Genomic DNA, 26438 nt, shown 5'->3' with positions numbered 1-26438 from the left:
GGACGCACAGGAGGGCCGGCTGATGCGCGGCCTGCCGCGCTGGGTGCTCGCGCCCGCGCTGCTCGGCGCCCTGTTCGTCGTCGTGCCCGTGGTCGCGATGGTCGCGCGCCTCGACGTGTCCGGGGGGCTCGGCGGGATCTGGGACCTGCTCACCTCGCCCACCGCGACCGACGCCCTGTGGCTCTCGGTGCGGACCTCGCTCGTCGCGACCGTGTGCTGCGTGCTGCTCGGCGCGCCCATGGCCCTGGTCCTCGCACGGACCACGTTCCCCGGGCAGCGCGTGGCCCGTGCGCTCGTGCTGCTCCCCCTCGTCCTGCCGCCCGTCGTGGGAGGGATCGCGCTGCTCTACACGTTCGGGCGGCGCGGGCTGATCGGCCAGCACCTGTCCGTCCTGGGGATCGAGATCGCGTTCACGACCACCGCGGTGGTCATGGCGCAGACCTTCGTCGCGCTGCCGTTCCTCGTGCTGAGCCTCGAAGGGTCGCTGCGGACCCACGACGCGCGCTACGAGGAGGTCGCCGCGACGCTCGGCGCCTCCCCCACGACCGTGCTCCGCCGCGTGACCCTGCCGCTCGTCCTTCCCGGGCTCGTGTCCGGGGCGGTGCTCGCGTTCGCGCGCGCCCTCGGGGAGTTCGGCGCGACCATCACGTTCGCCGGGGCGCTCCAGGGCGTCACGCAGACCCTGCCGCTCGAGATCTACCTGCAGCGCAGCGCCGACCCCGACGCAGCGGTAGCGCTCTCGCTCCTGCTCGTGGTCGTGGCCGTGGTCGTCACGGCGGCCGTGCACGGCGGGCCGTTCGGGAGCACGGAGTCTCGCGTCCGGGAGGCGGGACCGTCCGCCGAGGACGACCGGGGGCTCGACGGCGACCGGGGCGCCGCGCGTGACCGGGGGCTCATCGAAGCCGACGAGCGTCCCGGCGACGACGACCGGCCCGGTCACCCCCGGCAGCCGGGCGCGACCCCCGTGGCGGGCGAGCCCGTCACCCTCGGCGTGCGCGTGCGCCTCGCCGAACGCGGCGTCGACCTCGACCTCACGGTCGAGCCCGGCCAGGTCGTCGCGATCCTCGGGCCCAACGGCGCTGGGAAGTCGACCGTCCTCCAGGCCGTCACGGGCCTGCTCCCCCACCGCGCGCACCACCCGCGTCGCGCGGGATCCCGCCGCGCGCGGCGCTCCCTGCCCGACGGCGCCGCTCCCGGCTCGCGGACGAACGCACCCGCGCCGGGGTCCCCGCCCGACGAGCTCCGCGTCACGGTCGACGGCGAGGTCCTGACCGACACCTCGCGCGGCCTCTCGGTCCCGCCGCGCCGCCGCGGGGTCGGCTGGCTGACCCAGCGGCCGCTGCTGTTCGGGCACCTCGACGCGGCGGACAACGTCGCGTTCGGCCTACGGGCTCGGCGTGTGCCCCGCCGTGCCGCACGGGCCGACGCCCGTGAACGCCTCGACGGGCTCGGTGCCGGACCGCTCGCGGCTCGTCGCCCCGGCGCGCTCTCGGGTGGCCAGGCCCAGCGGGTCTCGATCACGCGAGCGCTCGCGACCGACCCGCGCGTCCTGCTGCTCGACGAGCCGCTGGCCTCGCTCGACGTCGGGGTCGCGCAGCAGGTGCGCCGGGTCCTGCACGACGCGCAGCGCGCCGCTCCGCGCACGACGCTGCTCGTGACGCACGACCTGCTCGACGTCCTCCTGCTCGCCGACCGGGCGGTCGTGCTCGAGGAGGGCCGGGTCGTGGAGGACGGCCCGGCGCGCGAGGTCCTGACCCGTCCCCGGTCCCGCTTCGCGGCGCGCCTCGCGGGCATCAACCTCCTCGCGGGCGTCGCGACCGACGACGGCGGGCTGCTGCTCACGACCGGCGACGGGTCCGTCGGCGGTCCGACCGTCACCACGAGCCCGGCCCAGGACACCGCGCCCCGCGGCGGCACCGGCACCGGCCACCTGGGCCTCGGACCGGCGCTCACGGTCGCGGGCGTCGTCGCCGACGCGGCCGACCTGGTCCCCGGCGATCCCGCGGTCGCGGTGTTCGAGCCCCGCGCGGTCGCCATCCACCGTGAGGCGCCGTCGGGCAGCCCGCGGAACGCCTTCGCGGTGACCATCACCTCGATCGAGCCGCACGGGCAGCTCTTCCGGGCCTGGGGCGAGGTGCCGGGTCCGCGCGAGGTGCGTGACGCCGTCGGGCACCTGGCCGCCGACCTGACCCCCCGCTCGGTCGCCGACCTGCGCCTCGCCCCGGGCGAGCGCGTGTGGTTCGCCGTCAAGGCGGCCGAGGTGCAGATCTACGGCACGCGCTGAGTGCCGAGCCCGTGCGCGACGCGCCCGGCGTGCCGCGCACGGGCTCCGCACCCGGCGGAGGCCGGCAGGAGGCTCAGCGCGAGACGGCAGCCTTGACCGACTCCGCGAGGCTCCCCGTCACGGGCACGTCGGCCAGGAGCAGGGTCTGCCCCGCGTGGTAGATGTCGGGCTTGCCGTCCCACACGACGCCCGACGGGCGGTTGTGGACGTCGAGCTCGTGGTGCCACGAGCCGTGCTCGACGTCGACCAGGTGAGCCTGCGCGTACGCCCACCACTCCTGGGCGAGCCGCGCGTACCGCTCCTCCCCCGTGGCCTTGGCGAGCACCTCGGCCGCACCGATCGCCTCGGCCGCGACCCAGTGGAAGCGACGCCGCTCGATGGGGCGGCCGTGCCAGTTGACGGTGTAGACGAACCCGCCCTCGTCCGGGTCCCAGCCGTCGGCGAGCGCCCGGTCGAACAGGTGGCGGGCCGCCTCGAGGTGCGGTCCCGGGATGCCCGCGGACGCGCCCGCGCCCGCCGAGTCGCTCGCAGCGTCGAGCTGCACCAGCAGCCGCGCCCACTCGAAGCCGTGCCCCGGGGTCGAGCCGTAGGGCTTGAACTGGTCGTTGGGGCGCTCGGCGTTGAGCTCGGGCTCGGGGTTCCAGGACTCGTCGAAGTGTTCGACCACGCGCCACTCCCACTCGGCGGCCACCGCGACGACCCGGTCGGCGACGGCCGTCGCGTGAGCGAGCCAGAGCGGGTCGCCGGTCGCCGAGTGCGCCGCGAGCATCGCCTCGACCCCGTGCATGTTCGCGTTCGCACCACGATAAGGAGCGCAGGTCGTCCAGGCGCGGTCCCACTCGTCGCACAGCATCTGCTCCGCCTCCCAGAACTCCTGCTCCAGGATCCGGAGGGCGAGGTCCAGCAGCTCGCGCGCGCCCGGCCGCTCGGCCACCGTCCCGCTCGCGGCGGCGAGGACCACGAACGCGTGCGCGTAGGCGCTCTTGGTGTCGTCCACCGCGTCCCCCGGCCCTCGCGAGGCGAACCAGCCGCCGTCCACGGGGTCGGCGAGGTAGGTCCGCAGGCCCTCGAGCGCCAGGTCGGCGTGCTCGTCCGCACCCGGGACGCCCAGCAGGGAGCCGAGCGAGTACATGTGCGCCATGCGCGCCGTGATCCACGTGTGCACGGGCTCGCGGGGGTCCGGCGCGCCCTTGTCGTCGAGCCAGCGCGCCCCGCCGTCCGCTCCCAGCGACGCCTCCGCGAAGGTGAGCAGCCCGTCGAGCTGGCTCCGGCGCCACGTGGCAGCGTCCGGTGCTCCGGCTGCGTCGTCCCTGGTGGTCATGGTTCCCCGTTCCTCGTACCTGTCAATGATGTTCCCCCGGGTGGGTGCCCAGCCGCCGGACGTCCGGCGGCAGGGCACCCGCTCAGGTACTTCTGCGGCTAGCCGCAGGTGGCCGCACCGTAGGCGACCTCGCTGGTGACGACGACCTCCTCACCGTCGACCGTCGCCGTGGCGGTCACCGTCGCGGTGCCCGCCTCGATCGAGCCCGCACGCGTCGCGAACGACTGGTGCGCGCTCTTGCCCGACCCGACGTTCGTGAACGTCTTGGTGCCGAACGGGGTGACGACCTTGATCGTCACGGGGAAGGACTCCCCGTTGACCGCGGTGACGGACAGCGTGACCTTCTTGGCCGTGCACTGCGTCTTGACGGTCGTCGCGACGTCGAGCGTCGGAGCGGCCTCGGTGACCGTGACGGTCACGGGGGTGCTCTTGCTCGCGTACCCGTCGTCGACGGTCACGTAGGCGGTGTAGGTCCCGGGCTGCGCGTAGGTGTGCGCACCCTTGACCGTGCCGGCGACGTCACCCGGGACGACCGTCCCGGGGGTCACGTCGCTGCCGTCGCCCCACGTGATCGCCGCCCGCAGCGGCGAACCGGCCGTCGCGCGTCCACCGGTCACGGTGGCGAGCGTCGCCTCGAGCGAGGCACCGGCCGCGACGCTCACGCCCGCAGCCGCCTCGACGACCAGCGGAGCGTGCTCCACCGGGGTTCCGTCGGAGGCGACCGTGAAGACGTGGATGCGTCCGTCGCTCGAGAGCGACCCCGGCTGGTCCGGGAGCGTGAGGCTCACGGGCCGCTTGCCCTCGGGGAGCGTGACAGGCGCCGTCGCGAAGATCGCGGCGGGGGTGCCGGTCTGCGGGCTGCCACCGCGCAGGCGGTGGTCGGTCACCGCGACGGGGATGTTGCCGTACACCGGGTTGCGGGCAGCGCCCGACCAGTCGCCGAAGCTCAGGTCGATGGGCTGCGACGAGCCGTCGTCGAACGTCAGCGTCCCGGAGGCCACCTGGTTCTTCTCCGTGCCCGTGCCGATCACCGAGAGCTGCTCGGCGTCCGCGGGGACGTCGATCTCGATGGTCTGGCCGTCGCCCGTCGCGTTGTCGGGCTGCGCCACCGGGACTGCCGGGACGTCGAACGCGAGGTCCGTGCCCGGCACCGTGCCGCGCTGGCCCTGCACGAAGCCCTTCGCCGCGAGCTGGGCCCGGTCGAAGAACACGCCCTGGCCGTCGCAGCTGCCGAACGTGGTCCCGACGTCGCCGATGCACACGTTGTCGTAGGCCGCGAGGAGCGAGCCCTCCCGGACCAGCTCGACGGACACGTCGAGCGAGGCCGTGACGGTCTTGTCGCCGCGCGTGACCGTGACCGTGACCGGGTAGACGCCCGGTGCGGCGAAGGTGTGCGGTGCGGTGACGGTGTACCCGCCGAGCTGGACCTTGGTGAGGATCCCGGTGGCGGGCTCGCTGCCGTCCCCGAAGGTCACGGTCGTGGAGACGTCGCCTGCGGCGACCTCCTCGGGCGTGACCCCGACGAGCGTCGCGAGCGACGCCTTGACCTCGGTGCCGGTCGTGGTCGCCACGTCCTGGCCGGCCGTGAGCGTGAGCTCGGCGCCGGTCGAGGCCTTGGGGTCGGCGAGCAGCTCGAGCTCGGCGAGCGCGAGCGCCCCCTCGCCCGAGGTCGCCGTGATCGCCACGCGGTACTGCGAGTACGCGGCGGGCTCGGCGAGCGTGAACGGCCGCGTCTGGACTGCCCAGCGGAACTGCTGGTCGGTGCGCTCGTCGAGCGTCGTCCAGGTCTGGCCGTCGTTCGAGCCCTCGACCTTCCAGGCCTTGGGTGCGGCCGTGCCGGTCACGCCCGAGGTCAGGGTGTAGGACGTGACCGTCGGCTGGAGGCCTGCGGCCTTCCAGGTGACGACGGGCGTGCCCGTCGTGAAGGTCGTGCGGGTCTGTGACGTGTTGTCGGTGAGCGACGCGAGCTGGGCGGCCGGCGTGCCGTCGGAGACGGTCACCGTCCCCAGGCCCGACGTCGTCACGTCCGTGTCGGACTCGGGCGCCTCGTCACCGGTGGTCAAGGACGGCGGTGCGTCGTCCTCGCCCGTGCCCCACGCGGAGGGCTCGGGGCCCATCTCGAAGTCGAGCGTGGTCCCGCCGACCAGGTCGGAGTGCTTGATCGACGTCGAGGTGTGGGCCTCGCCGTCGACCGTGAGCGACTGGACGTAGACGTTGTCGACGCTGTTCTGCGGGGCGTTGACGACCAGGTCGCCGCTCTCGAGGTGCACGGTCGCCTTGGTGAACTGCGGCGAGCCGATCGCGTACTCCTCCGAGCCGACCTGCAAGGGGTAGATGCCGAGCGAGGACAGGATCCACCACGACGACATCTCGCCGTTGTCCTCGTCGCCGGGGTAGCCCTGGCCGATGTCGCTGCCCACGAACAGACGGCGCAGCGACTCGCGGACCTTCTCCTGCGCCTTGGACGGGGCGCCGGCCGCGTCGTAGAGGTAGGGGATGTGGTGCGAGACCTGGTTGCTCATGCCCCACTGGCCCATGCGGACGTCACGTGCCTCGAGACGCTCGTGGATGCCGCCGTTGGGGGCCTTCTCCGGGGTGCTGAAGAACAGGTCGAGCTTGGCCTCGAGGCCGTCCTGACCGCCGTAGAGGTTGGCGAGGCCCTGACCGTCCTGGGGGGCGTGGAACGCGAAGTTCCAGCCGCTGGTCTCGGTGAAGGGACCGCCCCAGTCCTCGGGGTTGAACGTCTCGGGCGACTTCTCGAACGTCCCGTCGGCGTTGCGGCCCTGGAAGAAGCCCGTGGCCGGGTCGAACAGGTTGACGTAGTGCGTCGCACGCTCGAGGAAGTACTCGGACTCCTCGCGCAGCTGCTCGCGGCGCTCGTCGGGCGTGGCGGGGTCCTCGGCGAGGGCCGCGGCCATGTTGCCGATACCGAAGTCGTTGATGAGCCCTTCGAGGCCCCACGACACGGACTCGTGCGTGGACGCCTGGGTGTAGCCGAGGAACTGCGACGTGTCGAGGCCCTTGCGGCCCACGGCGTTGTTCGGCGGCAGGACGGTCGCGTTCTTGAGCGCGGCGTCGTACGTCGCGAGCGGGTCCACGAGCGGGACGCCCTTGAGGTACGCGTCGGCGAAGGCCACGTCCGAGCTGGTGCCGGTCATGAGGTCCGCGTAGCCCGGGGAGGACCAGCGGGCGACCCAGCCGCCGTCACGGTACTGCTGGACGAACCCGTCGACGAGCTCGGCCGCCAGCTCCGGGTACAGGAGCGAGTAGGCGGGCCAGGCCGTGCGGTAGGTGTCCCAGAAGCCGTTGTTGACGTAGATCTTGCCGTCGACGATCTTGGCGTTCGTCGTGGTGTCGCTCGCGCTGCCGGTCTTGGCGGCGACGGGGCTCGCGTACTGGAACTTCGGCGCCTCGGCCGTGCCCGTGTTCTCGAACTGCGAGTTGGGGTAGAGGTTGAGGCGGTAGAGGTTGGAGTAGAGCGTCGTGAGCTTGTCCTCGTTGGCGCCCTCGACCTCGACGACCTTCAGTCGGTCGTTCCAGGCGGACTGCGCCGCGGAGCGCACGTCCTCGAAGGACCTGCCCGTGACCTCGAGGTCGAGGTTCTTGCGGGCCTGCGCCTGGCTGATGAAGGACGTGGCCACGCGGAGCTCGACGGTCTTGTCCGACGAGGTGTCGAACGTCGCGAACCGGGCGTTGGCGCGGTTGCCAGCGGCCGTCCCGACCGCGCTGGGCAGGCGGTCGAACGTCCCGGAGATGAACATGCGCGAGCGTCCGGCCGAGAGTCCGCTGCCGCCGTCGACCCAGCCGGAGAGCGTGCCGCTCGCGGCGTCGTAGGCCAGCTTGGCGTCGCCGCTCACGCTGTCGACGAGGACCTGGCCCTGGTCGGTCGCGTAGGAGAAGCGGAGCACCGCGCCGTGGTCGGTCGGGGTCACCTCGGCCTGGATGCCGTTGGTGAACCTCACGCCGTAGTAGTCGGGCTGCGCGGTCTCGTCGTCGTGCGTGAACTCGAGCGCGCGCGTGCCGAGCGTGGCGTTGGGCGTGCCGCCGCCGGCCGCGGGCAGGAACGCGAGCTGGTTGCGGTCACCCATCCAGGGGCTGGGCTCGTGCGAGACCCCGATGCCCTGGAGCTGAGGCTTGTTGTTCGCGTTGTTCTGCTGCTGGTACGCGTAGAGCCAGCTCTGGGACGCCGCGTCGGTCATGGGCGTCCAGAAGTTGAAGCCGTTGGGCACCGCGGACGCGGGGATGTTGTTGCCGCGCGAGAACCCGCCGGTCGCGAACGTGCCGCGGCGCGTGTCGACGTAGTTGGTCAGGCTCGACCCGTCGATCCGCTCGGGGCTCGCGGTGAACGCGATGTCGTCGACCCAGCCCTGGAAGCGCGTGCCGGCCTTGCCCGTGGGGTTGTCGTAGCCGAGCAGGACCTCGTCGACCGTCTTGCCGGTCGCGACGCCGCCCAGGTCCACCTGGATGGAGTTCCACTGGTTGGCGTAGAGGATCTTGCCCGTGCCCTGGCCCTCGGGCGAGAACGGGGTGTCGTGCTGGTCGCGCGCGCCGAGCTCGGACAGGTACGTCCCGTCGGTGAACCGCACGTCGACCGACGCGTACGTCGAGGGGTACGCGAGGTCGTTGAGGAGCTCGGGGAAGATCGTGTAGCTCAGGCGCGTGTCCTCGCCCACGGCGACGTCGACGTCGTCGTACAGGATGTTGGTCGCGCTCGACGGCCCGTCGGCGAGCTGGCTGCCCGCGTAGCGCAGGGCCTTGGTGCCCGTGAAGCCGACGTTGGTCTTGATGGTCGGGCCGCTCGACGGGCCGGCACCGACCTTGGTGACCATGGGCGTCTGCGCGGGCGCAGCGTTCAGGTCGGTCGAGAGGTTCCAGTCCGCGAGCTGGAGGAGCGGCTCGCCCGAGTTCGCGGTGACGTTGAGGCGGTAGTGCTGGTAGGTGCCGGGCGTCGTGACCTCGAAGACCCGGGCCTGCTTGCGCTGGGGGAAGTCCTCGTTGGTCCGCTGGTCGAGCGGGACCCACGTGGTGCCGTCCGTGGACCCCTCCAGGGTCCAGCTCTTGGGGTCGCGCCCCTCGGCGTCGTCGCCCGACGTCATCGAGTAGCCCGTGATCCGCACGGGCTCGGTGAACGCGTAGGCGACCCAGCCGGTCGTGGTCCGGGTGAGCCACTTGGTGCCCGAGTTGTCGTCGGCGAGCTTGGCCGCGCCCTCGTTGGGGAGGTTCTCGCCGCTCGCGGTCACGCCCGCGAGCTTGCCGAGCGCGCTGCCGGGCAGCGTGCTGACGGGTCCGGTGACGTTGGACTGCCAGGGCGCGCCGTCGCGCTGGGCGACGGTCGTGTCGAGAGCGGCGGCGTCACCGGTCTCGAACGACGTCGAGAAGTCGCCGGGCTCGGGTGCGGCCGAGGCCGTCCCGACGCCGAGCGGGAGCATGGGCAGGGCGAGGCCGGCCGCGAGGACGCCCGCGATGCGGCGCCGGCCCTTGCCCGCGGGTGTGCCGGGAGAGGTGGGCTTGCTGCCCGACGGCGCATCCGCCGTCGGGCGTTCGTGCGTGGGTGGGTACCAGCTCATGTCGTGCGATCTCCTTCGATCGTTCCGGCCACAGTTGGTGCAGCGGGGTCTTCTTCCGTGCGGTGCGGGCCACCGGGTGGTGGTCCGCGGGTCTCGGCCTCCCGTCCCCCCGGGAAGCCGACAGCGCTGTCAAGTTGGTGCAAGCAACTCCCTCGTCGACCCTTCTCAGAAGGTCGACGAGGGAGCGCCGTTCCCCGGTGCACAGCGTCGGACACCGGAAGTCTGGGGCTCGGCGCGGCTGCCGGTCCGCCCCGGGGGTTCCCCGGGACGGACCGGCAGCCAGGCGTCAGCCCTTCACGGAGCCGGACATGAGGCCGCCCATGAAGTACTTGCCGAGCAGGATGTAGACGATGAGCGTCGGGAGCGAGGCGAACAGGGCCCCCGCCATCGAGACGCCGTAGTTCTGGAGCAGGGCACCGTTCGCGAGGTTGTTGAGCGCGAGCGTGACCGGGCCGTTCTGGCTCGAGGAGAAGAACACCGCGAAGAGGAAGTCGTTCCACGCCGAGGTGAACTGCCAGATGAGCACGACCACGAAGCTCGGGATCGAGATCGGCAGGACGATCGACCAGTACGTGCGCAGCATGCCCGCGCCGTCGACGCGGGCGGCCTCGATGAGCTCGTTCGGGACGGTCTGGTAGTAGTTGCGGAAGATCAGGGTCGTGATCGGCAGGCCGTAGATCACGTGCAGCAGGATCAGCGTGGGGATGCCGCTCGGCAGGTTGAGGTCCTGGACCAGCTGGTTGAGCGGGATGATCACCGCCTGGTACGGGATGAACATGCCGAACAGGATGAGCGTGAAGACGAGGTTCGCCCCGCGGAAGGTCCAGCGCGAGAGCACGAACCCGTTGAGCGACCCGAGGAACGCCGCGATGATCGCCGAGGGGATCACCATCTGCAGCGTGCGCAGGATCGCCGGAGACAGCGCGGTCCAGGCCGCCTGCCAGTTCTCCGTGGTCCACACCTGGGGAAGGTTCCACGCGCGGCTCGGGGCCGCGTCGCCCGCCCCCTTGAAGCTCGTCACGAACAGGACGTAGACGGGCACGAGGACGATCAGCACGAACAGGATGAGGATCGCGTAGCGGAGCGTGCGCCCCACGGAGAAGCGCTGGACGGGCTTCTTTTGCCGGCGCGAGCCTGCCGCTCCGGAGCCCGATCCCGAGCCGGGGGTCTGCGCCTCGACGGGCGTGGCGACGGCGGTCATCGGATCTTCTCCTTGCGGTTCAGGGAGATCAGGTAGGGCACGATCACGAAGGCCACGATGACCAGCAGGATCGCACCGACGGCCGCGGCGTTCGCGTAGTCGAAGCTGGACTTGAAGACGTACATGTCGACGGCCGGAACCTTGGTCTGGTAGTTCGAGGGCTTGGAGATCGACATGATGAGGTCGAACGCCTTGAGGGACATGTGGCCCACGATGATGAGGGCCGAGAGGGCGATCGGCGTGAGCTGCGGGAACAGCACGTAGCGGTAGAGCTTCCACTCGTTGGCGCCGTCGATGCGGGCCGCCTCGCGCAGCTCCTCGGGGATGCCCCGGAACCCGGCGAGGAAGAGCGCCATGACGTAGCCGGAGAGCTGCCAGATCGCGGGGATCGCGATCGCCGCGATGCCGAACGTGACGTTGTTCCACCAGTTGTTCTGGAGCGCGTCCAGACCGATCATCTGGAACAGCCGGTTGAGCCCGCTCGCCTTCTCGTCCTGGTTGGAGTTGAGGAGCCAGCGCCACACGACACCCGAGGCGACGAACGAGACCGCCATGGGGAAGAGGTAGACGGCGCGGAAGAAGCCCTCGCCCTTGATGGGCTTGTCGAGGAGCCAGGCCCAGACGAAGCCGACGACCATGGTGCCGACCAGGAAGACCACGGTGTAGATCAGGAGGTTCATCAGCGAGTGCTGGAACTCCGGGCTCGCGAGCAGGTCGAGGTAGTTCTGGAGGCCGACCCGCGTGACCGGGGCCTGCCCCGTGGACTGCGCAGCCTTGTGCATGTCAGTGGTCGAGGTGGCGAAGTTGATCCCGATGAGGCCGTAGACGAAGACCCCCACCAAGATCAGTGACGGGGCGACGAGGAGCAGTGGCGGGCCCCATCGTCGAGCGGACTGGATCACCGGTGATCCTCCCAAGGTGTGGGCACCTCCCGACGGCTCTCACGGCGCACAGAGGTGCGACGGGGCCCTGCCGGGGACGGTGCGGTGGAAACGAGCTGCGGGTACGGCGGGGTGGGGCGGACCGTCCGGGGCCCGTCGCGGAGCTGCGCGAGCAGCTCCGCGACGGGCGACCCCGGTCGGCCGGGTCGGGCGTCCTTACTCGGCGGCAGCGGCGGCCAGGTCGGCCTGGTACTGCGCGAGGTCGGAGGCACCGGAGGTGAACTTGCTCGTCGCGTCCGAGATGCCGTTCAGGACGGCGATCGAGGCAGCCGCACCGTGAGCGAGCGACGGGACGATCGTGTCGTCCGCGAAGGACGTGATGGCGGTCTGCTGGTACTCGGAGAAGTCAGCAGGGTTCGCGTCGGTACGGGCCGGGATGGAGCCCTTGGCCTTGTTGAAGGCGGTCTGGCCCTCGAGGCTGGACACGGTCTCGATCCAGGCCTTGGCGCCGTCGGCGTTCTTGGCACCCACGGGGAGCGTGAACGAGTCGGCGAGGAAGCCGAACATGCCGTCCGTCCCGGGGACCGGGAAGTACGTGAAGTCGGTGCCGGCGGTCTTGCCGGCCTCTTCGAACGCCGCCACGGCCCAGTCGCCCATGACGTTGAACGCTGCCTGGCCGTCCATGACGAGCTGCGTCGCCTCGGGCCAGTCCAGACCGTCACGGTCGGTGTTGGTGTAGCTCATGAGCTTCTCGAAGTCCTCGAGAGCAGCCGTGACCTCGGGGCTCTCCCAGTCGGTCGAACCGTCCCACAGGCCGTTGTATGCCTCGGCGCCCAGGTCGGCCATGAGGACCGTCTCGAGCAGGTTGACCTGGGTCCACGTCGTGGCGACCGAGAGCGGGGTCTTGCCCGTGGCCTTGACGGCGTCGAGGGCGACGAACCAGTCGTCCATGGTCTCGTACGTGGCGGCCGGGTCGAGGCCCGCCTCCGTCAGCACGGCAGGGTTGGCCCAGACCATGTTGGAGCGGTGGATGTTGGAGGGCATCGAGTAGATCTTGCCGTCCACCGTGAGGAGGTCGATCAGGTCCGCGGGGAAGACGTCCTTGACGCCGTACTCGTCGTACAGGTCCGAGATGTCCTCGAGCTGCGCGGCGTCGATGTAGTCCGTGAGCTCCTTGCCGGCGTGCGCCTGGAACGTGTCCGGCGGGTCGTTGGCCTGGAGGCGGGTCTGGAGGAGGTCCTTCGCGGCCGAACCGGCACCGCCGGCGACCGCGCCGTTCTCGAAGGTGAAGTCGGGGTGCTGCTCGTCGAAGACGGTGACGAGGGCGTCGAGCCCTGCCTTCTCCGAACCGGCTGCCCACCAGGTGAAGACCTCGACGTTGCCGCCCGAGGCGGCGTCCGTGCCACCTTCGGTCGAGTCGTTGCCGGTGTCTCCGCTGCAAGCTGCGAGGGCCAGGAGGGCAGCGGTGCCCACCAGTGCCCCAGCGACACGCAATCCGTTACGCATGGGATCCTACTTTCGTGTTGACAGCGCTGTCAGGAACAGGACGAACGTACGGCGGCCCGACGCCACTTGTCAAAGAGCTGCGCCGAATCGTTACCTGGGGGAGACCTCAGGGCGCCCCGAAGAGGACGACGGCGACAAAGCGGCCTCCCCCACGAACCCCGACATCCCGCGGTTCCTCACGGCCGGAGTGGCGCCAGGGCAGGCTCCGCGGATCACCCGGTGGCGCCCCTGACTCCCGACAGCACGGGTTGCGCTGATCGAATCCACGTTGCGCTGAGCGGGACCCAGTCCCGCTCAGCCGACACCGCCGGGCACGACCTCCACCGGGCACCTGGGCGTGAATGCGCCGCGGGAGCAGGCACCGGCGGGCACGGGAGCAGGCACCGTCGGGCACGGGAGCGGGCAGGGCAGCGGTGCCGCGGGGCGGCGCCGCAGCACCGCGCGGACGCGGCGCCCTGCGGGAGCACGGGTCGCACGGGCGCCCGAGGATCGAGACGTCACCGCCGACGGGTGCGCCTCAGCCGACTGCCGGCACGCCCTCCAGGGGCGCCGCCAGGGCGATCTCGCCCGACCCGCGCGCGATGAGGACCGTGGGCACGACACGCAGGTGCGCAGGCTCCCCGGGCGACTCGATGCGCGCCACAGCGAGCCGCGCGGCCTCCTGGCCCATCGCGGAGACCTCGTAGCCGACGACGCTGACCTGGAGGATGTCCGCTAGCTCGAAGTCGTCGAACCCGACGAGGGCGACGTCGCGCCGCGCCCCACGAGCCGCGGGGTGCAGCGCCCGGAGCGCCCCCTGGGTGATCTTGTTGTTGGCCGTCAGGATCGCGGTGGGCGGCTCGTCGAGCGCCAGCAGCTCCTCGACCGCGACACGTGCCGTCTCGGCGTCGTGCAGCCCGTCGCGCACGTAGCGCTCGGGGTCGCCGATGCCTGCGTCCCGCAAGGCGTTGACGAAGCCCTCACGACGCTCGCGGAACGTCCAGAGCCGCGGGAGGTCCCCCGCGAGCGCGATCCTGCGGTGCCCCTGGTCGACGAGGTGGCGCGCGGCGGCCGCGGCCCCGGCCCGGTTGTCGAGCACCACGGTGTCAGCGTCGATCCCGCCCGGCGGGCGGTCGAGGAAGACGATCGGCACGCCGTCGGCGAGCTCGGAACGCAGGTACGAGTGGTCGTCGGCCGTCGGGGCGATGAAGAGAGCCGCGACGCGGCGCTCGATGAGCGCGTCGATCAGCTCGCGCTCACGGTCCACGTCCTCGTCGGAGCTCGCCGTGATGAGCTGGAGCCCGTGCTTGCGCAGCTCGCGCTCGATCCCGCTCGCGAGGTCCGAGTAGAACGGGTTGGCGATGTCACCGGTGACGAAGCCGACGAGCCGCGAGACGCCTCCGCGCGCGAGGTCGGCCGCCACGGCGTTGCGACGGAAGCCGAGCGCGTCGGCCGCTGCACGGACCTTGAGCCGGGTCGACTCGGAGACGCTGGGTTCGTTGTTGAGCACGCGGGAGGCGGTCTTGAGACTCACTCCTGCGGCCTCGGCCACCGCGGCGAGGGTCGGTCGACCTCCACCGCGTGCAGCTCGGCCGTCCTTGGCCACCACATCCACCCCCGCACGATTGACTGGCGGGGATTCTTCCACACCCCAGCGCGTCCCGGCCCGGAGCGCCACCTGACCGACTCGTCGCAACGAGGGGCTGGTCAGGACGACCCCGGTGTGTATAGGGTGAGTACACCCGACCATGACAGCGCTGTCAAGTCGAGACGAGCACACAGACAGGACAGCGGACCAGCCCGCCGCCCAACCCGCGGCGACAGACCCGACACCCGCCCGACCCTCGCACCACCTGCCTCACCCCCGAACCTGCCCGACGGCGCCGCGCACCCCACGCGCGACGCCGCTCCCGGGCGCGCCCCGGGGTGGGCAGCACCCCCGAGAGGACACGTCCCTTGCCCGTCCCAGCCTCCCCCTCCCGCACCCGCGGCCGTCTGCCCGCGCTGGTCGCGGCGGCGGCCCTCGTCACAGGCCTCGGCCTCACGACCCCGAGCACCGCCACGGCCCAGCCCGTCGCCGGCGCCGACCTCGTGAACCTGGACCCCTTCGCTGCCGTCGATCCCTGGATCGGTACCGCCGAGGACTTCTCCCAGAACAAGGGGAACGCGGCGTACGGCAACACCTGGCCCGGCGCGACGGTGCCCTTCGGCATGGTGCAGTCGAGCCCCACGACCTTCCGCAGCCGCGACGGCGACATGCGTGGCGGCTACGAGTACAGCGCCGACAAGATCCGCGGGTTCGGCATGAACCGCCTGTCCGGGACGGGATGCGTCAACCGCAACGGCGCGTTCGACTTTCCCGTCCTGCCCTACGCGGGCCCCCTCACCGCCCAGGGCGCTCTCCCGTCCTCCCCCGGCGCCGACATCAAGCCGTACTACCTCGCGTTCGACCACGCGGACGAGGTCGGCGAACCCGGGTACTACTCGGTCGACCTCGCGAACGGCGTGTCCACCGAGCTCACCGCGACGACCCGCACCGCGATCAGCCGCTTCGACTTCCCCGCGGACGCCGACTCGTCGACCCTGATCTTCAACACCACGGGTTCGAACAACAGCGTCTTCGGCAGCGGGGTGACCATCGAGGGCAGCACGATCTCCGGCTGGGTCGAGACCGCACCGGTCTGCGAGGGCGGCGGGCGCTACAAGGCGTACTACTCGGCGACGTTCGACCAGCCGATCGTCTCGTCCGGCACCTGGACCGGCGGGGACGTCACGGTCGGCTCGACCAGCGCGTCCGCACAGAAGCGGCACGGTGCGGGCGTCTTCGTGACCTTCCCCGACGGGGCCGAGGTCACGGTCAAGGCAGGCCTGTCCTACGTGAGCATCGAGAACGCCGCGGAGAACGCCGCCACGGAGGCGGGCCACGTGACGTTCGACGAGGCGCGCACCTCGGCGGAGACCACCTGGCGCGACGCCCTGAGCACGATCGACGTCGCGGGGGGCACCGAGGCCGAGCAGGTGACCCTCTACACGGCGCTCTACCACTCGCTGCTGCACCCGAACACCTACGACGACGTCAACGGCGAGTACTTCGGCTACGACGGCACGGTCCGCCAGGTGGAACCCGGGCGTCACCACTACGCGACGTACTCCGGCTGGGACATGTACCGCGGCCAGGCACAGCTCGTCGCGATGCTCTTCCCCGACGTCGCGTCCGACATCAACCAGTCGATCGTCGACCTGGTGGGCCAGTCGGGCTACTGGCCCAACTGGCCGCACCTCGGCGTGGCGCAGCAGAAGATGAGCGGAGACTCCCTGCCGACCGTCCTCTCGGTCATCGACGCGTTCGGCAGCACCGACTACGACCGCGAGGCGGCGCTCGCGCACCTCGTCTCCTCGCAGGCCCTGCCTCTCGACCCCGCGCGGAACAAGCGCGACAACGGGTACCAGTTCGCGGGCCTCGGGTTCGTCGAGAACGCGAAGAACGCCGTCTCGACCTCGACGACGCTCGAGTACGCGACCAACGACTTCTCGATCGCCCAGCTCGCCCAGCGTCTGGGTGACGACGCAGCGTACGACCGGTTCATGCAGCGCGCACAGAACTGGCAGAACGTCTTCGACCCGGTCACCCGCGAGATCCGTCCCCGCGGTCGCAACGGCTTCGACCGCGGGTTCAACCTCGGTGAGCGGGGCAACCAGTTCGACCAGGCGACCGGCTACCAGTACGGCTGGGCCGTCCCGCAGAACATGAGCACCCTCATCGCCAAGCGTGGCGGGGTGGAGAAGGTCACGGCCGATCTCGACAAGCACCTCACGCGGCTCGACGCAGGCGTCTACAACACTCCGTACGCCTACATGAGCAACCAGCCCAGCACCTCGACGCCCTGGGTCTACCACTGGCTCCAGCAGCCCGCGAAGACGACGGACGCGCTGGACCGGGCGCGGGCCGAGCTCTTCACGACCGCTCCCACGGGCGTTCCCGGCAACGACGACCTGGGCTCGCTCTCGTCGTGGTTCGTCTGGTCCAACCTCGGCCTCTACCCGGCGATCTTCGGCCGCGCCGAGCTGCTCGTGTCCTCGCCCGCGTTCGACCAGGTCACCATCACGAGCCGGGTCGCCGACGGTGCGCCCCGGGTCATCTCGCTCACGGCGCCCGGAGCGTCGAGCGGGTCACGCTACGTGGACTCGCTCCGGGTCGACGGCGTCACGTCCTCGGCCTCGTGGCTCCCGGAGTCCTTCACCCAGCAGGGCGGCACGCTCGACCTCACCATGCGCTCGACCCCGGGCACCTGGGGCACCGGGAAGGCCGACGTCCCGCCGTCGTTCACCGACGGGAGCGACGTCTTCAACAACATCGGCACGACGACGGACGGCAAGGGCGCGACGGGTTCGATCGACGCGTCCGACAACACCCTGTCCCGCGCTGACCTCGCCGCGGCCGGCGCGACTCCCGGCGCTCGCCTCCCCCTGGGCACGACGGGAGTCACCTACACCTGGCCGGATGCCGCGCCGGGTGCGCCCGACAACTGGATCCCCCACGGCCAGAGCGTCCCGATGGGCGTCCGGGTCGAGAAGATCTCGTTCCTCGGCCTGGCCACCAACGGGCCGGCCAAGGGCACGGCGACGGTCGTCTACACCGACGGCACCCGGCAGGACGTCCAGGTCGAGCTGACGGACTGGACCCCGGGGACCACCTACCAGTTCGGCAACGTCTCGGTCGTGACCACGACGGGTCGCAACAAGGCCAACGGCACCAAGGACACGACCCAGGCCAAGGTCTTCGGGACGGTGCCGGTGTCGGTCGACCCGGCCCGCACCATCGAGTCGGTGATCCTGCCGCAGGGGACCGACAAGGGCGTGATGCACCTGTTCGCGGTCGGCACCTCCGAGCCGATCGTCGACCGGGGGGTCGAGGTCGTCGCGAGCGCCAGGGCGCAGTGCACGGGCCGGACCGGGGCCGTCGTGGTCCGCGTGGTCAACGACGACTCGGTCCCCCTCGACGTCGTCGTGGCGACGGCGTGGGGCACCAAGACCTTCTCGCAGGTCGCCCCCGGCAGGTCCGCCGCGCAGACCTTCTCGACCCGGTCCGCCGACGTCGAGGCCGGGAGCGTCACCGTGACCGCGCGGCCGAGCGACGCGCAGGACGTGCGCGAGACCGTCACCGACGTCGAGCACGCGGCGGTGACCTGCGGACAGTGAGCACGACCCTCGGGGCGGGACCGCCCTCCCGCCCCCGGGCTCCACCCCTCCGATGCGTCGACGACGACGCAGGAAGCAGCCGACCATGCACCGCACGCCCCTCCGTCCCCGGGCGGACCGCGCTCCCGAGCCACGGCCCTCGCGCCGACCCGGTCGACGCGCGCTCCGGACCGCCGTCGTCGCCCTGACCTCGGGCTCGCTCCTCCTCGCGGGCCTCTCGACCACGGCATCCGCGACCGGGGTGCCCGCGACCGCCGGCGCGAGCACCGCGACCACGGCCCCGGCCTACGGCGCCCCCGACGAGACGGCCGCCAAGTACTACGAGGCGCTGCTGCGCCACACCCGCTGGGTCGAGTCGGTCTACGACCCTGCCGCAGGCGTCTACCAGCTCAAGGACATGAACTTCGCCGTCGTGCTCGGCAACGCCGTGCTCGTGACCCAGGGCGAGTACGACGCCGAGCTCGCCGGCATCTCGCGCGAGGACCTCAAGGCGCACACGCTCTCGACGATCACGCACTACGCGGCGTCGAACCGCCTCGTGAACCCCCAGGGCACCTGGGGGCGCAAGCTGTTCTGGGAGTCGACCTTCCAGTCGTACTTCCTCGCCGCGGGCCGCCTCCTGTGGGACGACCTCGACGCGACGACGCGTGCGAACCTCACGACGATCGCGACCGAGCAGTCGCGCTACGCGGCCGACCTGAACTTCGCCCAGGACCCGCTGTCGGGTGGCTGGAACGCCCACTGGCCCACGGGCGGGTACAAGGGCGACACCGCGCAGGAGGAGGTCGGCGTCTACACGCAGGCCCTCGCACCGGGCCTCGCCTGGGCGCCCGACGACCCCGACGCCGGCCGCTGGGCCGACCAGCTCGCGACCTGGGGGCGCAACGCCGCGGGCCAGCCGACGGCCGACAAGAACAACCCCGCGGTCGTGGCGGGTGCTCCTGTCTCGGACAACACGATGCAGAACATCTACGACACCTACATCGTGGAGAACCACGGGTCGTTCGGGCCGCACTACCAGTCGGACGTGTGGCGCTCGGGGGCGCGCAACGCGATCCACTTCCTCCTGGCCGGCGAGCCGATCCCGGAGATCCTGCTCGAGCAGCCCAACTCCGCGGAGCTGTGGCGGTCCATCCAGCTCGTCATGTCGGAGCAGGGCGAGCCGTTCATGCCCATGGTCAACGACCGCGAGTTCCTCTACGGCCGCGACGTGCTGCCCGTGGCGTTCCTCGGTCAGGTTCTGCGTGACCCTGACGCGGCGCGCGCCGAGGCGAGCCTCGCGGACGCTCTCGCGGACTACCAGATGTACGCGCCGGTCTACCGCCTGACGAAGTTCTCGGGCGAGGCCAAGTACGAGCCCGAGGCGCGCGCCGAGATCGCGATCTCCTACCTCCTGCACGTCGCGAGCGCCGAGTCCCCCGAGGGTCCGGTCGTCCCGACCCCTTCCGACGAGCTCTTCGAGCGCCTCGCGGGAGTCCGTGACTTCGGCGCGGGCCCGGGCCTGGTCGTCCAGCAGTCCGCGAACGCCTGGGCCGGCGCGGTCAGCCGCCAGGGCTTCGTCAAGTTCCCCTGGGTCCCCGAGCAGGACTCGTGGCTCTTCCACCTCTCGGGCAGCTCGCCCTTCCTCTACCCGAACGCATCGGCCCAGGTGAGCGCCCGGTCGGTCGACGTCTCGACCGCTGCCAGGGACGGGTTCGACGGGACCGCCTCGGTCTTCCGGATCGGGGACGGGTACGCGGGCCAGGTGACGCTCCCGACGGGGTCTGCGATCTACGCCTCGACGGGCGCGGGTCCCACCGACGGGACCGTGACGGTCCGCAACCTCGACATGGGCGGGTACAACGGGCTCGACGGGTCGCGCACCTACACGACGTCCGACGGAGAGGTCACCGCGGCCAACCCCGTCGTCCCGGCCCCGGACCCGGCCGACGCCAACGCGGCGCGCGTCGACGACCTGCCGTTCGACCAGGTCCAGGCCCGCTACGTCCGGATGAAGGGCATCCGCGGCAACGCGACCTACGGGTACTCGATGTACGCGTTCCACGCCTACGGCCCGGACGGGGCGGCCGACCTGGCCGCGAAGAAGCCCGCGACCGCGTCGAGCCAGGACGCCGAGGGCGGCCGCACGGCCGCACGCGTCACGGACGGCAGCCCCACGACGCGGTGGGCGGTCTCCAAGACCGACCGCACCCGCCCCGACTCGTGGGTCCAGGTGGACCTGGGCGAGGTGCGGACCCTGGCCTCTGTGCGCCTGGCGTGGGAGGCCTCGGCCGGCGCCGAGTACACCGTGGAGACCTCGCTCGACGGCACGACCTGGACCGTCGCGACCCGGTACGGGAAGTCGGCCCAGGACGCCAACGTCGCGCGCCTCGACACCGTGGACCTCACGGCGGCGGACGGGTCCTCCCCCGCCCCCGCGCGCTTCGTCCGGATGCAGGGCGTCCGCGGCAACGCCGACTACGGGTACTCGCTCTACCACCTGCGCGCGTTCGGCCCGCAGGGGTCGACGAACCTCGCGGCGGGCAGGCCCGCCACCGCGTCGAGCGCCGACGACGGCAAGCCCGCGACCGCGGTCACCGACGGCAAGGCCGACACCCGCTGGGCCGTCTCGCGCACGGACCGCACCCGGCCCGACTCCTGGGTGCAGATCGACCTCGGCACCGTCCAGGACGTGTCCCGGGTCGAGCTGGGCTGGGAGGCGTCGGCCGGAGACGTGTACGTGATCCAGACCTCGACCGACGGCACGACCTGGCACGACGCCGGGCGGCACGAGGAGAAGGGCAACGAGGTCCTGCGCTCGCAGGGCGGCTGGATCAACATCGAGGGCAAGGGCGGGTTCGTGGTCCGCGGCACGGACGCCCCGGTCACCGTCTCGCGCTCGGGCGACGCCAAGCACGTCGTGCGCCTGGCCGACGGTGCGACGGGCCCCCGGCTCGTCGAGGCCGTGGTCGGCGACGCGGCGACGACCGCGCAGCAGGCCGCGCGCGCCGTCCCGACGAGCAGCTCGCCCGGGACGCTCGTGAGCGGTCTGGACGGCTACCTGTCGGTCTTCAACCTCACCGGTGCGCCGGTCACCACGACGGTCACCGTGGCCCACGACGGCTCGACGGCGGCCCTGTACCCGGGCAGGCAGCGTGTGACGGCTGCCGGGTCCCAGGTCGAGGTGAGCGTCCCGGCCGGCAGCGCGGTCGTCCTGGCACCCCGTGCGACGCTCGACGTCTCGCAGGTCACCGGGTCGTTCGACGCCGACGTCACCGACGCACGCACCGTGGTCCTCACCTCGGCGGCCCCCGTCTCGCTCGTCGTCCGCAACGCCGAGACGGGCGACGCCCGCGAGGTCGCGGTCCCGGGCACGGCGACGCCCGCCACGCTCCGCTTCCGGGGAGCGACCCCGTTCCCCGTGGCGGACCACGCCCTGAGCACCCTCACGTTCCCGGCCTCGGTGCTCCCCTCGGGCATGACGTCGCCGTCGCTCGCGGTCGACGGCGACCCGTCGACCGCCTGGTCGCCGGGTTCTGCCACGGGACGCATGGTCACCGACCTCGGCGCCGCGCAGGAGGTCGGCCGGGTCGTCACGCGCTGGGACGGGGACGCCCCGGCGGCCACGGTCTCGGTCAGCGACGACGGTCTGACGTTCACGGACGTCGGCCGGATCGAGGGTGGTTCCGGCCGCGGCTCGCTCGACGTCGGAGCCACCACGCGCTACGTCGCCCTGACCGTCGACGGGTGGGCTGCCGGCGGGCCGGGGCTCTCGAGCCTCCAGGCCCTCGCGCCGGGCGCCGCGGACCCCGGGCTCGCGACCGACCTGTCGATCGGCACGACGGTCACCACGAAGTGCACGGCCGGGGTCCAGTACCTGTCCGTCCGCGTCGTGAACGGCGAGCAGGTCCCGCTCGACGTGGTCGTCCGGACGCCCGTGGGCACCAAGACGTTCGTCGGGGTCGCACCGGGACGGTCCGCGTCGCAGACCTTCCGGGTCCGCGAGGCCGGTGACGCCACCGGGATCGTCGAGACCACCGCCACGGGGTCAGGCGGCGGCACCACCGTCGTCGAGTCCCCCTTCCAGCCGGCCGCCTGCGGGTAGCCCATCGCCGCCGCCGCGTCGCCCGTCCCCCCGGGCGGCGCGGCGGCCCCACCCCGAGGAGAAGTCCATGTCGCGCTACGCCTACGTCCCCGACCCGGAGAACGACGCGGTCCAGTCCGTCATCGACGAGCTCACAAGCCCGTTGACCCGCGCCGTGCTGCGGCAGCTCACGACCCACGGCGGTCTCATGAGCGGTCAGCTCGCCCTCGCGACGGGGGCCCACCAGCAGTCCGTCCTGCACGTCCTGGGTCGGCTCGAACGGCACGGCCTGGTCCGCGCCGACCAACCGCGCGAGGCTCGCCAGGGACGGCGCGTGCGGTACTCGGCCGACGTCGAGAAGGTCGACCGGATGCTCGCCACGCTCCGCAGGTACCTGCTGGCACCGGATCCGGTGGCCTCGCCGCGCGGCCCCGTCCAGGTGTCGGCCACGGCCTGAGCACCGGTGCCCGTGCGACCGGGGCGAGACGACCACCGGGGCGCGCTCCGCCGTCGGGCCGGACGGATTCGTCGCCGTGCTCCACCCTCGGCTAATCTTCGATCGCCCTGCCGGTCCAGGACGCCGCCGGAGGGTTGCTCGCAGGCGGCCAGAGCAGCAGGAGGCCTGATGGGTCGCACCGCTCCCGGGTGGTACCCGGATCCTTCGGCCGCCGGCACCGAGCGGTGGTTCGACGGCGACCGCTGGTCCCAGCACACGCGCCCCACGGCCCTGCCCGCGAGCACGCAGCGCCTGCCTCTCGGAGTGGGCGCAGCGCTCCCCCGCGCGGACCAGCCCGCGACCCCGTTCGCCGAGGTCAGGCCATCGATCGAGGAGCAGCCCGCGACGTATGCGCCGGCCTCCTCGGTGCGCGCGCTGCCCCCCGTGCCGCCGCCGCCGGCGGGAACCGTGAGGTCGGGACCTCCCGCGGGCCCGCACCCGTCCGGCCCGACGGCGCAGCGCACCCGAGCGCGTCGGCCCGCCCCGCAGCGGGGTCTTCTCTCCAAGCCCGCGCTCTGGGTCGGGGCTGCCGTGCTGGTCGTCGCGGTCACCGGCAGTGCCGCGGCCCTCGCCGGGCAGGGTGAAGACCCGGCACCGCCGGCCGTGGTCGCCAAGCCGTCGACCGCCCCGACGCCCGTCGACGAGGCGCCCGAGGACAGCACCCCGGACTACATCGAGGTCGCGAACTCGGCCGTCCTCGAGCTCGCGGCCCTCGACATCGCGACCGTGACGGCGGCGGCACCGTCGCAGAGCGCTCTCGCGACAGTCGCGCTCCTCGAGGTCGGCGAGCCGAACCCCGTCGCCGGGTACTCGTCCGACGCGTTCGGCACACGCTTCGCGGACACCGACGGCAACGGCTGCGACACTCGCAACGACGCGCTCGCGCGGTCCCTGTCCGGGGTCTCGTTCAAGCCCGGGACGCGAGACTGCGTGGTCATGACCGGGCTCCTGAGCGACCCGTACAGCGGCAAGGACGTCGCGTTCGAGCGCGGCCCCCTGTCGTCCGGCGCGGTCCAGGTGGACCACGTCGTGCCCCTGACCGACGCCTGGCGCCACGGCGCACAGTCGTGGGACGTGCCGCGCCGCGAGGCTTTCGCCAACGACCCGCTCAACCTCCTGGTCGTCGACGGCACGCTCAACCAGCAGAAGGGTGATGGGAGCGCATCGGCCTGGCTCCCGCCGGCCGAGTCCTTCCGGTGCGCCTACGTCGCCCGCCAGGTCGCGGTCAAGTACACGTACGGCCTGCGGGTCTCGGCCGCCGAGCAGGCCGCCATGGTCGCGGTCCTCTCGACGTGCCCCGACGAACCGCTCCCCACCGGGTCGACGCTCCCCCCGCCTCGCGACCCCGTCGTCCCCGCACCGGTCAAGCCCAGGCCCACGCCCAGCCCGACGCCGACGCCGACGCCCGAGGCGCCGCCCGTGGCGGCCGAGCCCGCGCCACCCGTGACGCCGACTCCGGCTCCGACCCCGAAGCCCGTCCCGGAGGACTGCAAGGTCAAGGGGCTGTACGTCCGCCCGACCGACGGCGCCACGAACGTCTACTACGTGCGGGGCGAGGAGTGGAACTTCAAGGAGGTCGCGGCCGACGTGTGCTTCGACAACCGCAAGGAGGCCGAGGCCGCAGGGTTCAAGCGAGCCTGGTGGTGACCTGAGGATCGGCGCGCCGCCGCACGCCTCCTCAATTGCCTTGCCGCCGTTGCGCCGGTTCGGGTGCACTGATCCGATGGACACCACCTCACGGGAGCTCTTCCCCGACTTCACCGTGGTCGAGCGCCTCGACACCTCACCCGAGGTCCTCGACCACGCGGGGATCATCCTCGCGGAGGGACGACACTCCTGGTACAGCGGCCACTACCACCGAGAGAGCTTTGCCGACCGCGCGCGGTACCTCTTCGCCGACTCCCCCACCTACCACGGTGTCCCGACCGACAAGCTCGTGATCGGCAACTTCTGCCAGTTCGCGTCGGGGACGACCTTCCTGCTGGGCGGCAACCAAGGGCACGACATGGACGCGGTCACCGCGTACGGGTTCAACTTCGTCGACGGCGCGGCCGACGCCTGGAAGCCGATCGGTGACACCGTCGTGGGGCACGAGGTCTGGACCGGGTACGAGTCGACCATCCTGGGCGGCGTGCAGATCGGGGTGGGTGCGATCATCGGGGCGCGCGCCGTCGTCGCGAAGGACGTCGCTCCTTTCGCTGTGGTCGTGGGTGACGGGCGCGTGGTGCGCCATCGTTTCGACGCGCTGCGGCGCAAGCTGCTCTGGCGGGCCCGGTGGTGGACCTGGGACGACGAGCACGTCCGGGAGTCGCTGCCGCTCCTGCAGGGCAGCGACGTCGAGGCGCTCGCCAGGTCGGTGGGGGTCACGCCAGACGACGTCGCGCTCGATCCGGACCCCGCCCACCTCACGGGCGCACAGGCGGTCCTCTGATCCGGCCCGCCCCCCTCCAGACCCGCCGCGCAGCGGGCCGCCCCGTCCCTCGACGTCGGTCGAGGGACGGGGCGGCCCGGTGTGCTCCGTTCGAGAGGTGACGGCTCAGCGGTCGGACCAGGCCTCCGGGTAGCCGGGCAGGTCCTCGCCACCGAACTTGGCGTAGTGCAGCGACGGCATGTCCTTGTTGGCCTCGAGGTACTTGTCGAGGTCCTTCTCGGTGATGGGCGACTGCGGGAGGACCCACTCGACCGGGACCTGCTCGCCGTTCCAGATCTTCTGGGCCGCGAGCACGGGCGTACGCCACTGGAACGTCGAGTAGACCGTCCCGAGCGCGGTCATGTCCGTCTCCTGCCACTTGCGCAGGAAGCTCAGCTCGTCCTCGCCCATGAACACGGGGTAGGGCTTGCCGGCGTCCTCGAACGCCTCGACCGCCGCGACGGCGCCGTCGCCGGCGTCCATCCAGATGCCGTCCACGTCACCGCGCTGCAGGTACTGCGTCACGATGTCCTTGATCTTGGCGCCGTCACCACCGGTGAACTCCTGGCCCACGACCTCGATCTCGCTGTCGGAGAAGATCTTGTCCGCGGCGGCCCAACGGTTCTCGAGCACGTCGACGCCCGGCAGCACGCGCAGCGCCAGGACCTTGGAGCCGGGCTCGAGGTTGTCCACGAGGAACTCGGCGCCGTCGGCGCCGTAGGCGTAGCCACCGATCGGGTGGATGTAGGTGACCATGCAGTCGGTGTTGACGCCGCGGTCGAACACGATCACGGGCTTGCCGCTCTCGCACGCCGCCTCGACCGCCGGGGTCAGGGTCGCGGTGGTCGAGGGCGAGATGATGATCGCGTCGCAGTCACCGGCCTCGACGAACGCCTGGATGTCGGTGATCTGCTTGTTGTCGTCGTCCGCTGCGTCCGAGACGCGGAACTCCGAGATCTCGCCCGAGGCCTTGAGGACCTCGACCTGCTGCTGCATCGTGATGAAGGCGGTCACACGCCAGGGGTTGGACAGCGAGGCGTTGGAGAAGCACAGCTTCTTGCCCCCCTCCTTGGCGTACTGCGCGGTGTCCACGTACTCGGGGTCGATCGCCTGCAGCCACGGCTGGTCGGCCGGCCCCTCGGGGACCGCCGAGCGCTGCGCGAGCTGGCGCTCATAGTCGGCCTGCACGAACCACTGGCTGTTCGCACCGGACTCGTCGGCCCCGGCCTCCTCCGAGGCCGTGCTCCCCGCCTCGGGGACCGCGTCGGTGGGGGCGTCGGTGGTGCACGCAGCGGTGAACAGCAGTGCCGCGGTCGCGGCCCCTGCCATGAGAACTCGAGAAGAACGCATTTCCTGCTCCTGATGATCGAGACGTCGTCGTCTGATGGATGCGCTGAACGGTGGTGCTGAACGGGGTGATGACGGCAGCGGCGAGCCGCCCGGCAGGAAACGGGTACGCCGCGTCGAACGGGGTGTTCGGGGGTGCTCCCGGGCCACGGGCTCGACACCGAGCCCGGCCGGGAGAAGGTGC

The 26438-nt window shown here is 71.9% G+C and carries 13 protein-coding genes; 6 read left to right on the top strand and 7 right to left on the bottom strand.

All coding sequences use genetic code 11. The features are described 5' to 3' along the window. Window positions 1-22 precede the first annotated feature (22 nt). Window positions 23-2284, top strand: a complete 2262-nt coding sequence (locus OERS_RS00650; RefSeq protein ID WP_068623540.1) for an ABC transporter permease — start codon at window positions 23-25, stop codon at window positions 2282-2284. A gap of 73 nt (window positions 2285-2357) precedes the next feature. Here the strand turns inward: OERS_RS00650 and OERS_RS00645 are convergent, their stop codons facing one another. The 6 genes from OERS_RS00645 to OERS_RS00620 all read right to left on the bottom strand — a co-directional run bounded on the left by OERS_RS00645 (window position 2358) and on the right by OERS_RS00620 (window position 14489). After that, window positions 2358-3605, bottom strand: coding sequence for an AGE family epimerase/isomerase (locus tag OERS_RS00645; RefSeq protein WP_068623538.1), 1248 nt, complete (start codon window positions 3603-3605; stop codon window positions 2358-2360). Between the two features lie 98 nt (window positions 3606-3703). After that, window positions 3704-9172 (bottom strand): GH92 family glycosyl hydrolase, encoded by a 5469-nt coding sequence (locus tag OERS_RS00640; RefSeq protein ID WP_068623536.1) that lies wholly within the window; start codon window positions 9170-9172, stop codon window positions 3704-3706. Between the two features lie 286 nt (window positions 9173-9458). Further along, window positions 9459-10373, bottom strand: coding sequence for a carbohydrate ABC transporter permease (locus OERS_RS00635; protein ID WP_082609024.1), 915 nt, complete (start codon window positions 10371-10373; stop codon window positions 9459-9461). Then, window positions 10370-11275, bottom strand: a complete 906-nt coding sequence (locus OERS_RS00630) for a carbohydrate ABC transporter permease (RefSeq protein WP_083201114.1) — start codon at window positions 11273-11275, stop codon at window positions 10370-10372. The genes OERS_RS00635 and OERS_RS00630 overlap by 4 nt, the downstream gene beginning before the upstream one ends. 195 nt (window positions 11276-11470) lie before the next feature. Then, window positions 11471-12760, bottom strand: coding sequence for an ABC transporter substrate-binding protein (locus tag OERS_RS00625; protein WP_056652737.1), 1290 nt, complete (start codon window positions 12758-12760; stop codon window positions 11471-11473). 517 nt (window positions 12761-13277) lie between these two features. Then, window positions 13278-14489 carry a LacI family DNA-binding transcriptional regulator gene (locus tag OERS_RS00620; protein WP_083201113.1) on the bottom strand — a complete coding sequence of 404 codons (1212 nt, stop codon included), beginning with the start codon at window positions 14487-14489 and terminating at the stop codon, window positions 13278-13280. Window positions 14490-14695: 206 nt separating this feature from the next. On the opposite strand from OERS_RS00620, the gene OERS_RS00615 reads away from it, so the two are divergent. The 5 genes from OERS_RS00615 (at window position 14696) to OERS_RS00595 (ending at window position 24928) form a co-directional block, all read left to right on the top strand. Further along, window positions 14696-17938 (top strand): GH92 family glycosyl hydrolase, encoded by a 3243-nt coding sequence (locus OERS_RS00615; RefSeq protein WP_068623531.1) that lies wholly within the window; start codon window positions 14696-14698, stop codon window positions 17936-17938. Window positions 17939-18023: 85 nt separating this feature from the next. Next, the gene (locus OERS_RS00610) at window positions 18024-22022 is read left to right on the top strand and encodes a discoidin domain-containing protein (RefSeq protein ID WP_068623529.1); all 3999 of its coding nucleotides are present in this window, start codon (window positions 18024-18026) and stop codon (window positions 22020-22022) included. 67 nt (window positions 22023-22089) lie between these two features. Beyond that, entirely contained in the window at window positions 22090-22458 is a 369-nt protein-coding gene (locus OERS_RS00605; protein WP_068623527.1) for an ArsR/SmtB family transcription factor, read from the top strand. Window positions 22459-22626: 168 nt separating this feature from the next. Then, window positions 22627-24144, top strand: a complete 1518-nt coding sequence (locus OERS_RS21695) for a GmrSD restriction endonuclease domain-containing protein (protein WP_068623524.1) — start codon at window positions 22627-22629, stop codon at window positions 24142-24144. A 76-nt stretch (window positions 24145-24220) separates the two neighbouring features. After that, entirely contained in the window at window positions 24221-24928 is a 708-nt protein-coding gene (locus tag OERS_RS00595) for an LbetaH domain-containing protein (RefSeq protein WP_068623522.1), read from the top strand. A 105-nt stretch (window positions 24929-25033) separates the two neighbouring features. On the opposite strand, the gene OERS_RS00590 is transcribed toward OERS_RS00595, so the two are convergent. After that, a complete protein-coding gene (locus OERS_RS00590; RefSeq protein WP_068623520.1) occupies window positions 25034-26257 on the bottom strand; it encodes a substrate-binding domain-containing protein in 1224 nt (407 codons plus the stop codon). Between the last annotated feature and the right edge of the window lie 181 nt (window positions 26258-26438).

The organism is Oerskovia enterophila (genome assembly GCF_001692445.1).
Lineage (GTDB): Bacteria > Actinomycetota > Actinomycetes > Actinomycetales > Cellulomonadaceae > Oerskovia > Oerskovia enterophila.
The sequence above is the reverse complement of the archived record's forward strand: the minus strand, read 5'-3'. Positions and strand labels throughout refer to the sequence as shown.

Coding starts and splice junctions, on each gene's coding strand:
- OERS_RS00650 (WP_068623540.1), top strand. CDS start 23: ATGCGCGGCCTGCCGCGCTGGGTGCTCGCGCCCGCGCTGCTCGGCGCC.
- OERS_RS00645 (WP_068623538.1), bottom strand. CDS start 3,605: ATGACCACCAGGGACGACGCAGCCGGAGCACCGGACGCTGCCACGTGG.
- OERS_RS00640 (WP_068623536.1), bottom strand. CDS start 9,172: ATGAGCTGGTACCCACCCACGCACGAACGCCCGACGGCGGATGCGCCG.
- OERS_RS00635 (WP_082609024.1), bottom strand. CDS start 10,373: ATGACCGCCGTCGCCACGCCCGTCGAGGCGCAGACCCCCGGCTCGGGA.
- OERS_RS00625 (WP_056652737.1), bottom strand. CDS start 12,760: ATGCGTAACGGATTGCGTGTCGCTGGGGCACTGGTGGGCACCGCTGCC.
- OERS_RS00620 (WP_083201113.1), bottom strand. CDS start 14,489: ATGGTCGGGTGTACTCACCCTATACACACCGGGGTCGTCCTGACCAGC.
- OERS_RS00610 (WP_068623529.1), top strand. CDS start 18,024: ATGCACCGCACGCCCCTCCGTCCCCGGGCGGACCGCGCTCCCGAGCCA.
- OERS_RS00605 (WP_068623527.1), top strand. CDS start 22,090: ATGTCGCGCTACGCCTACGTCCCCGACCCGGAGAACGACGCGGTCCAG.
- OERS_RS21695 (WP_068623524.1), top strand. CDS start 22,627: ATGGGTCGCACCGCTCCCGGGTGGTACCCGGATCCTTCGGCCGCCGGC.
- OERS_RS00595 (WP_068623522.1), top strand. CDS start 24,221: ATGGACACCACCTCACGGGAGCTCTTCCCCGACTTCACCGTGGTCGAG.
- OERS_RS00590 (WP_068623520.1), bottom strand. CDS start 26,257: ATGCGTTCTTCTCGAGTTCTCATGGCAGGGGCCGCGACCGCGGCACTG.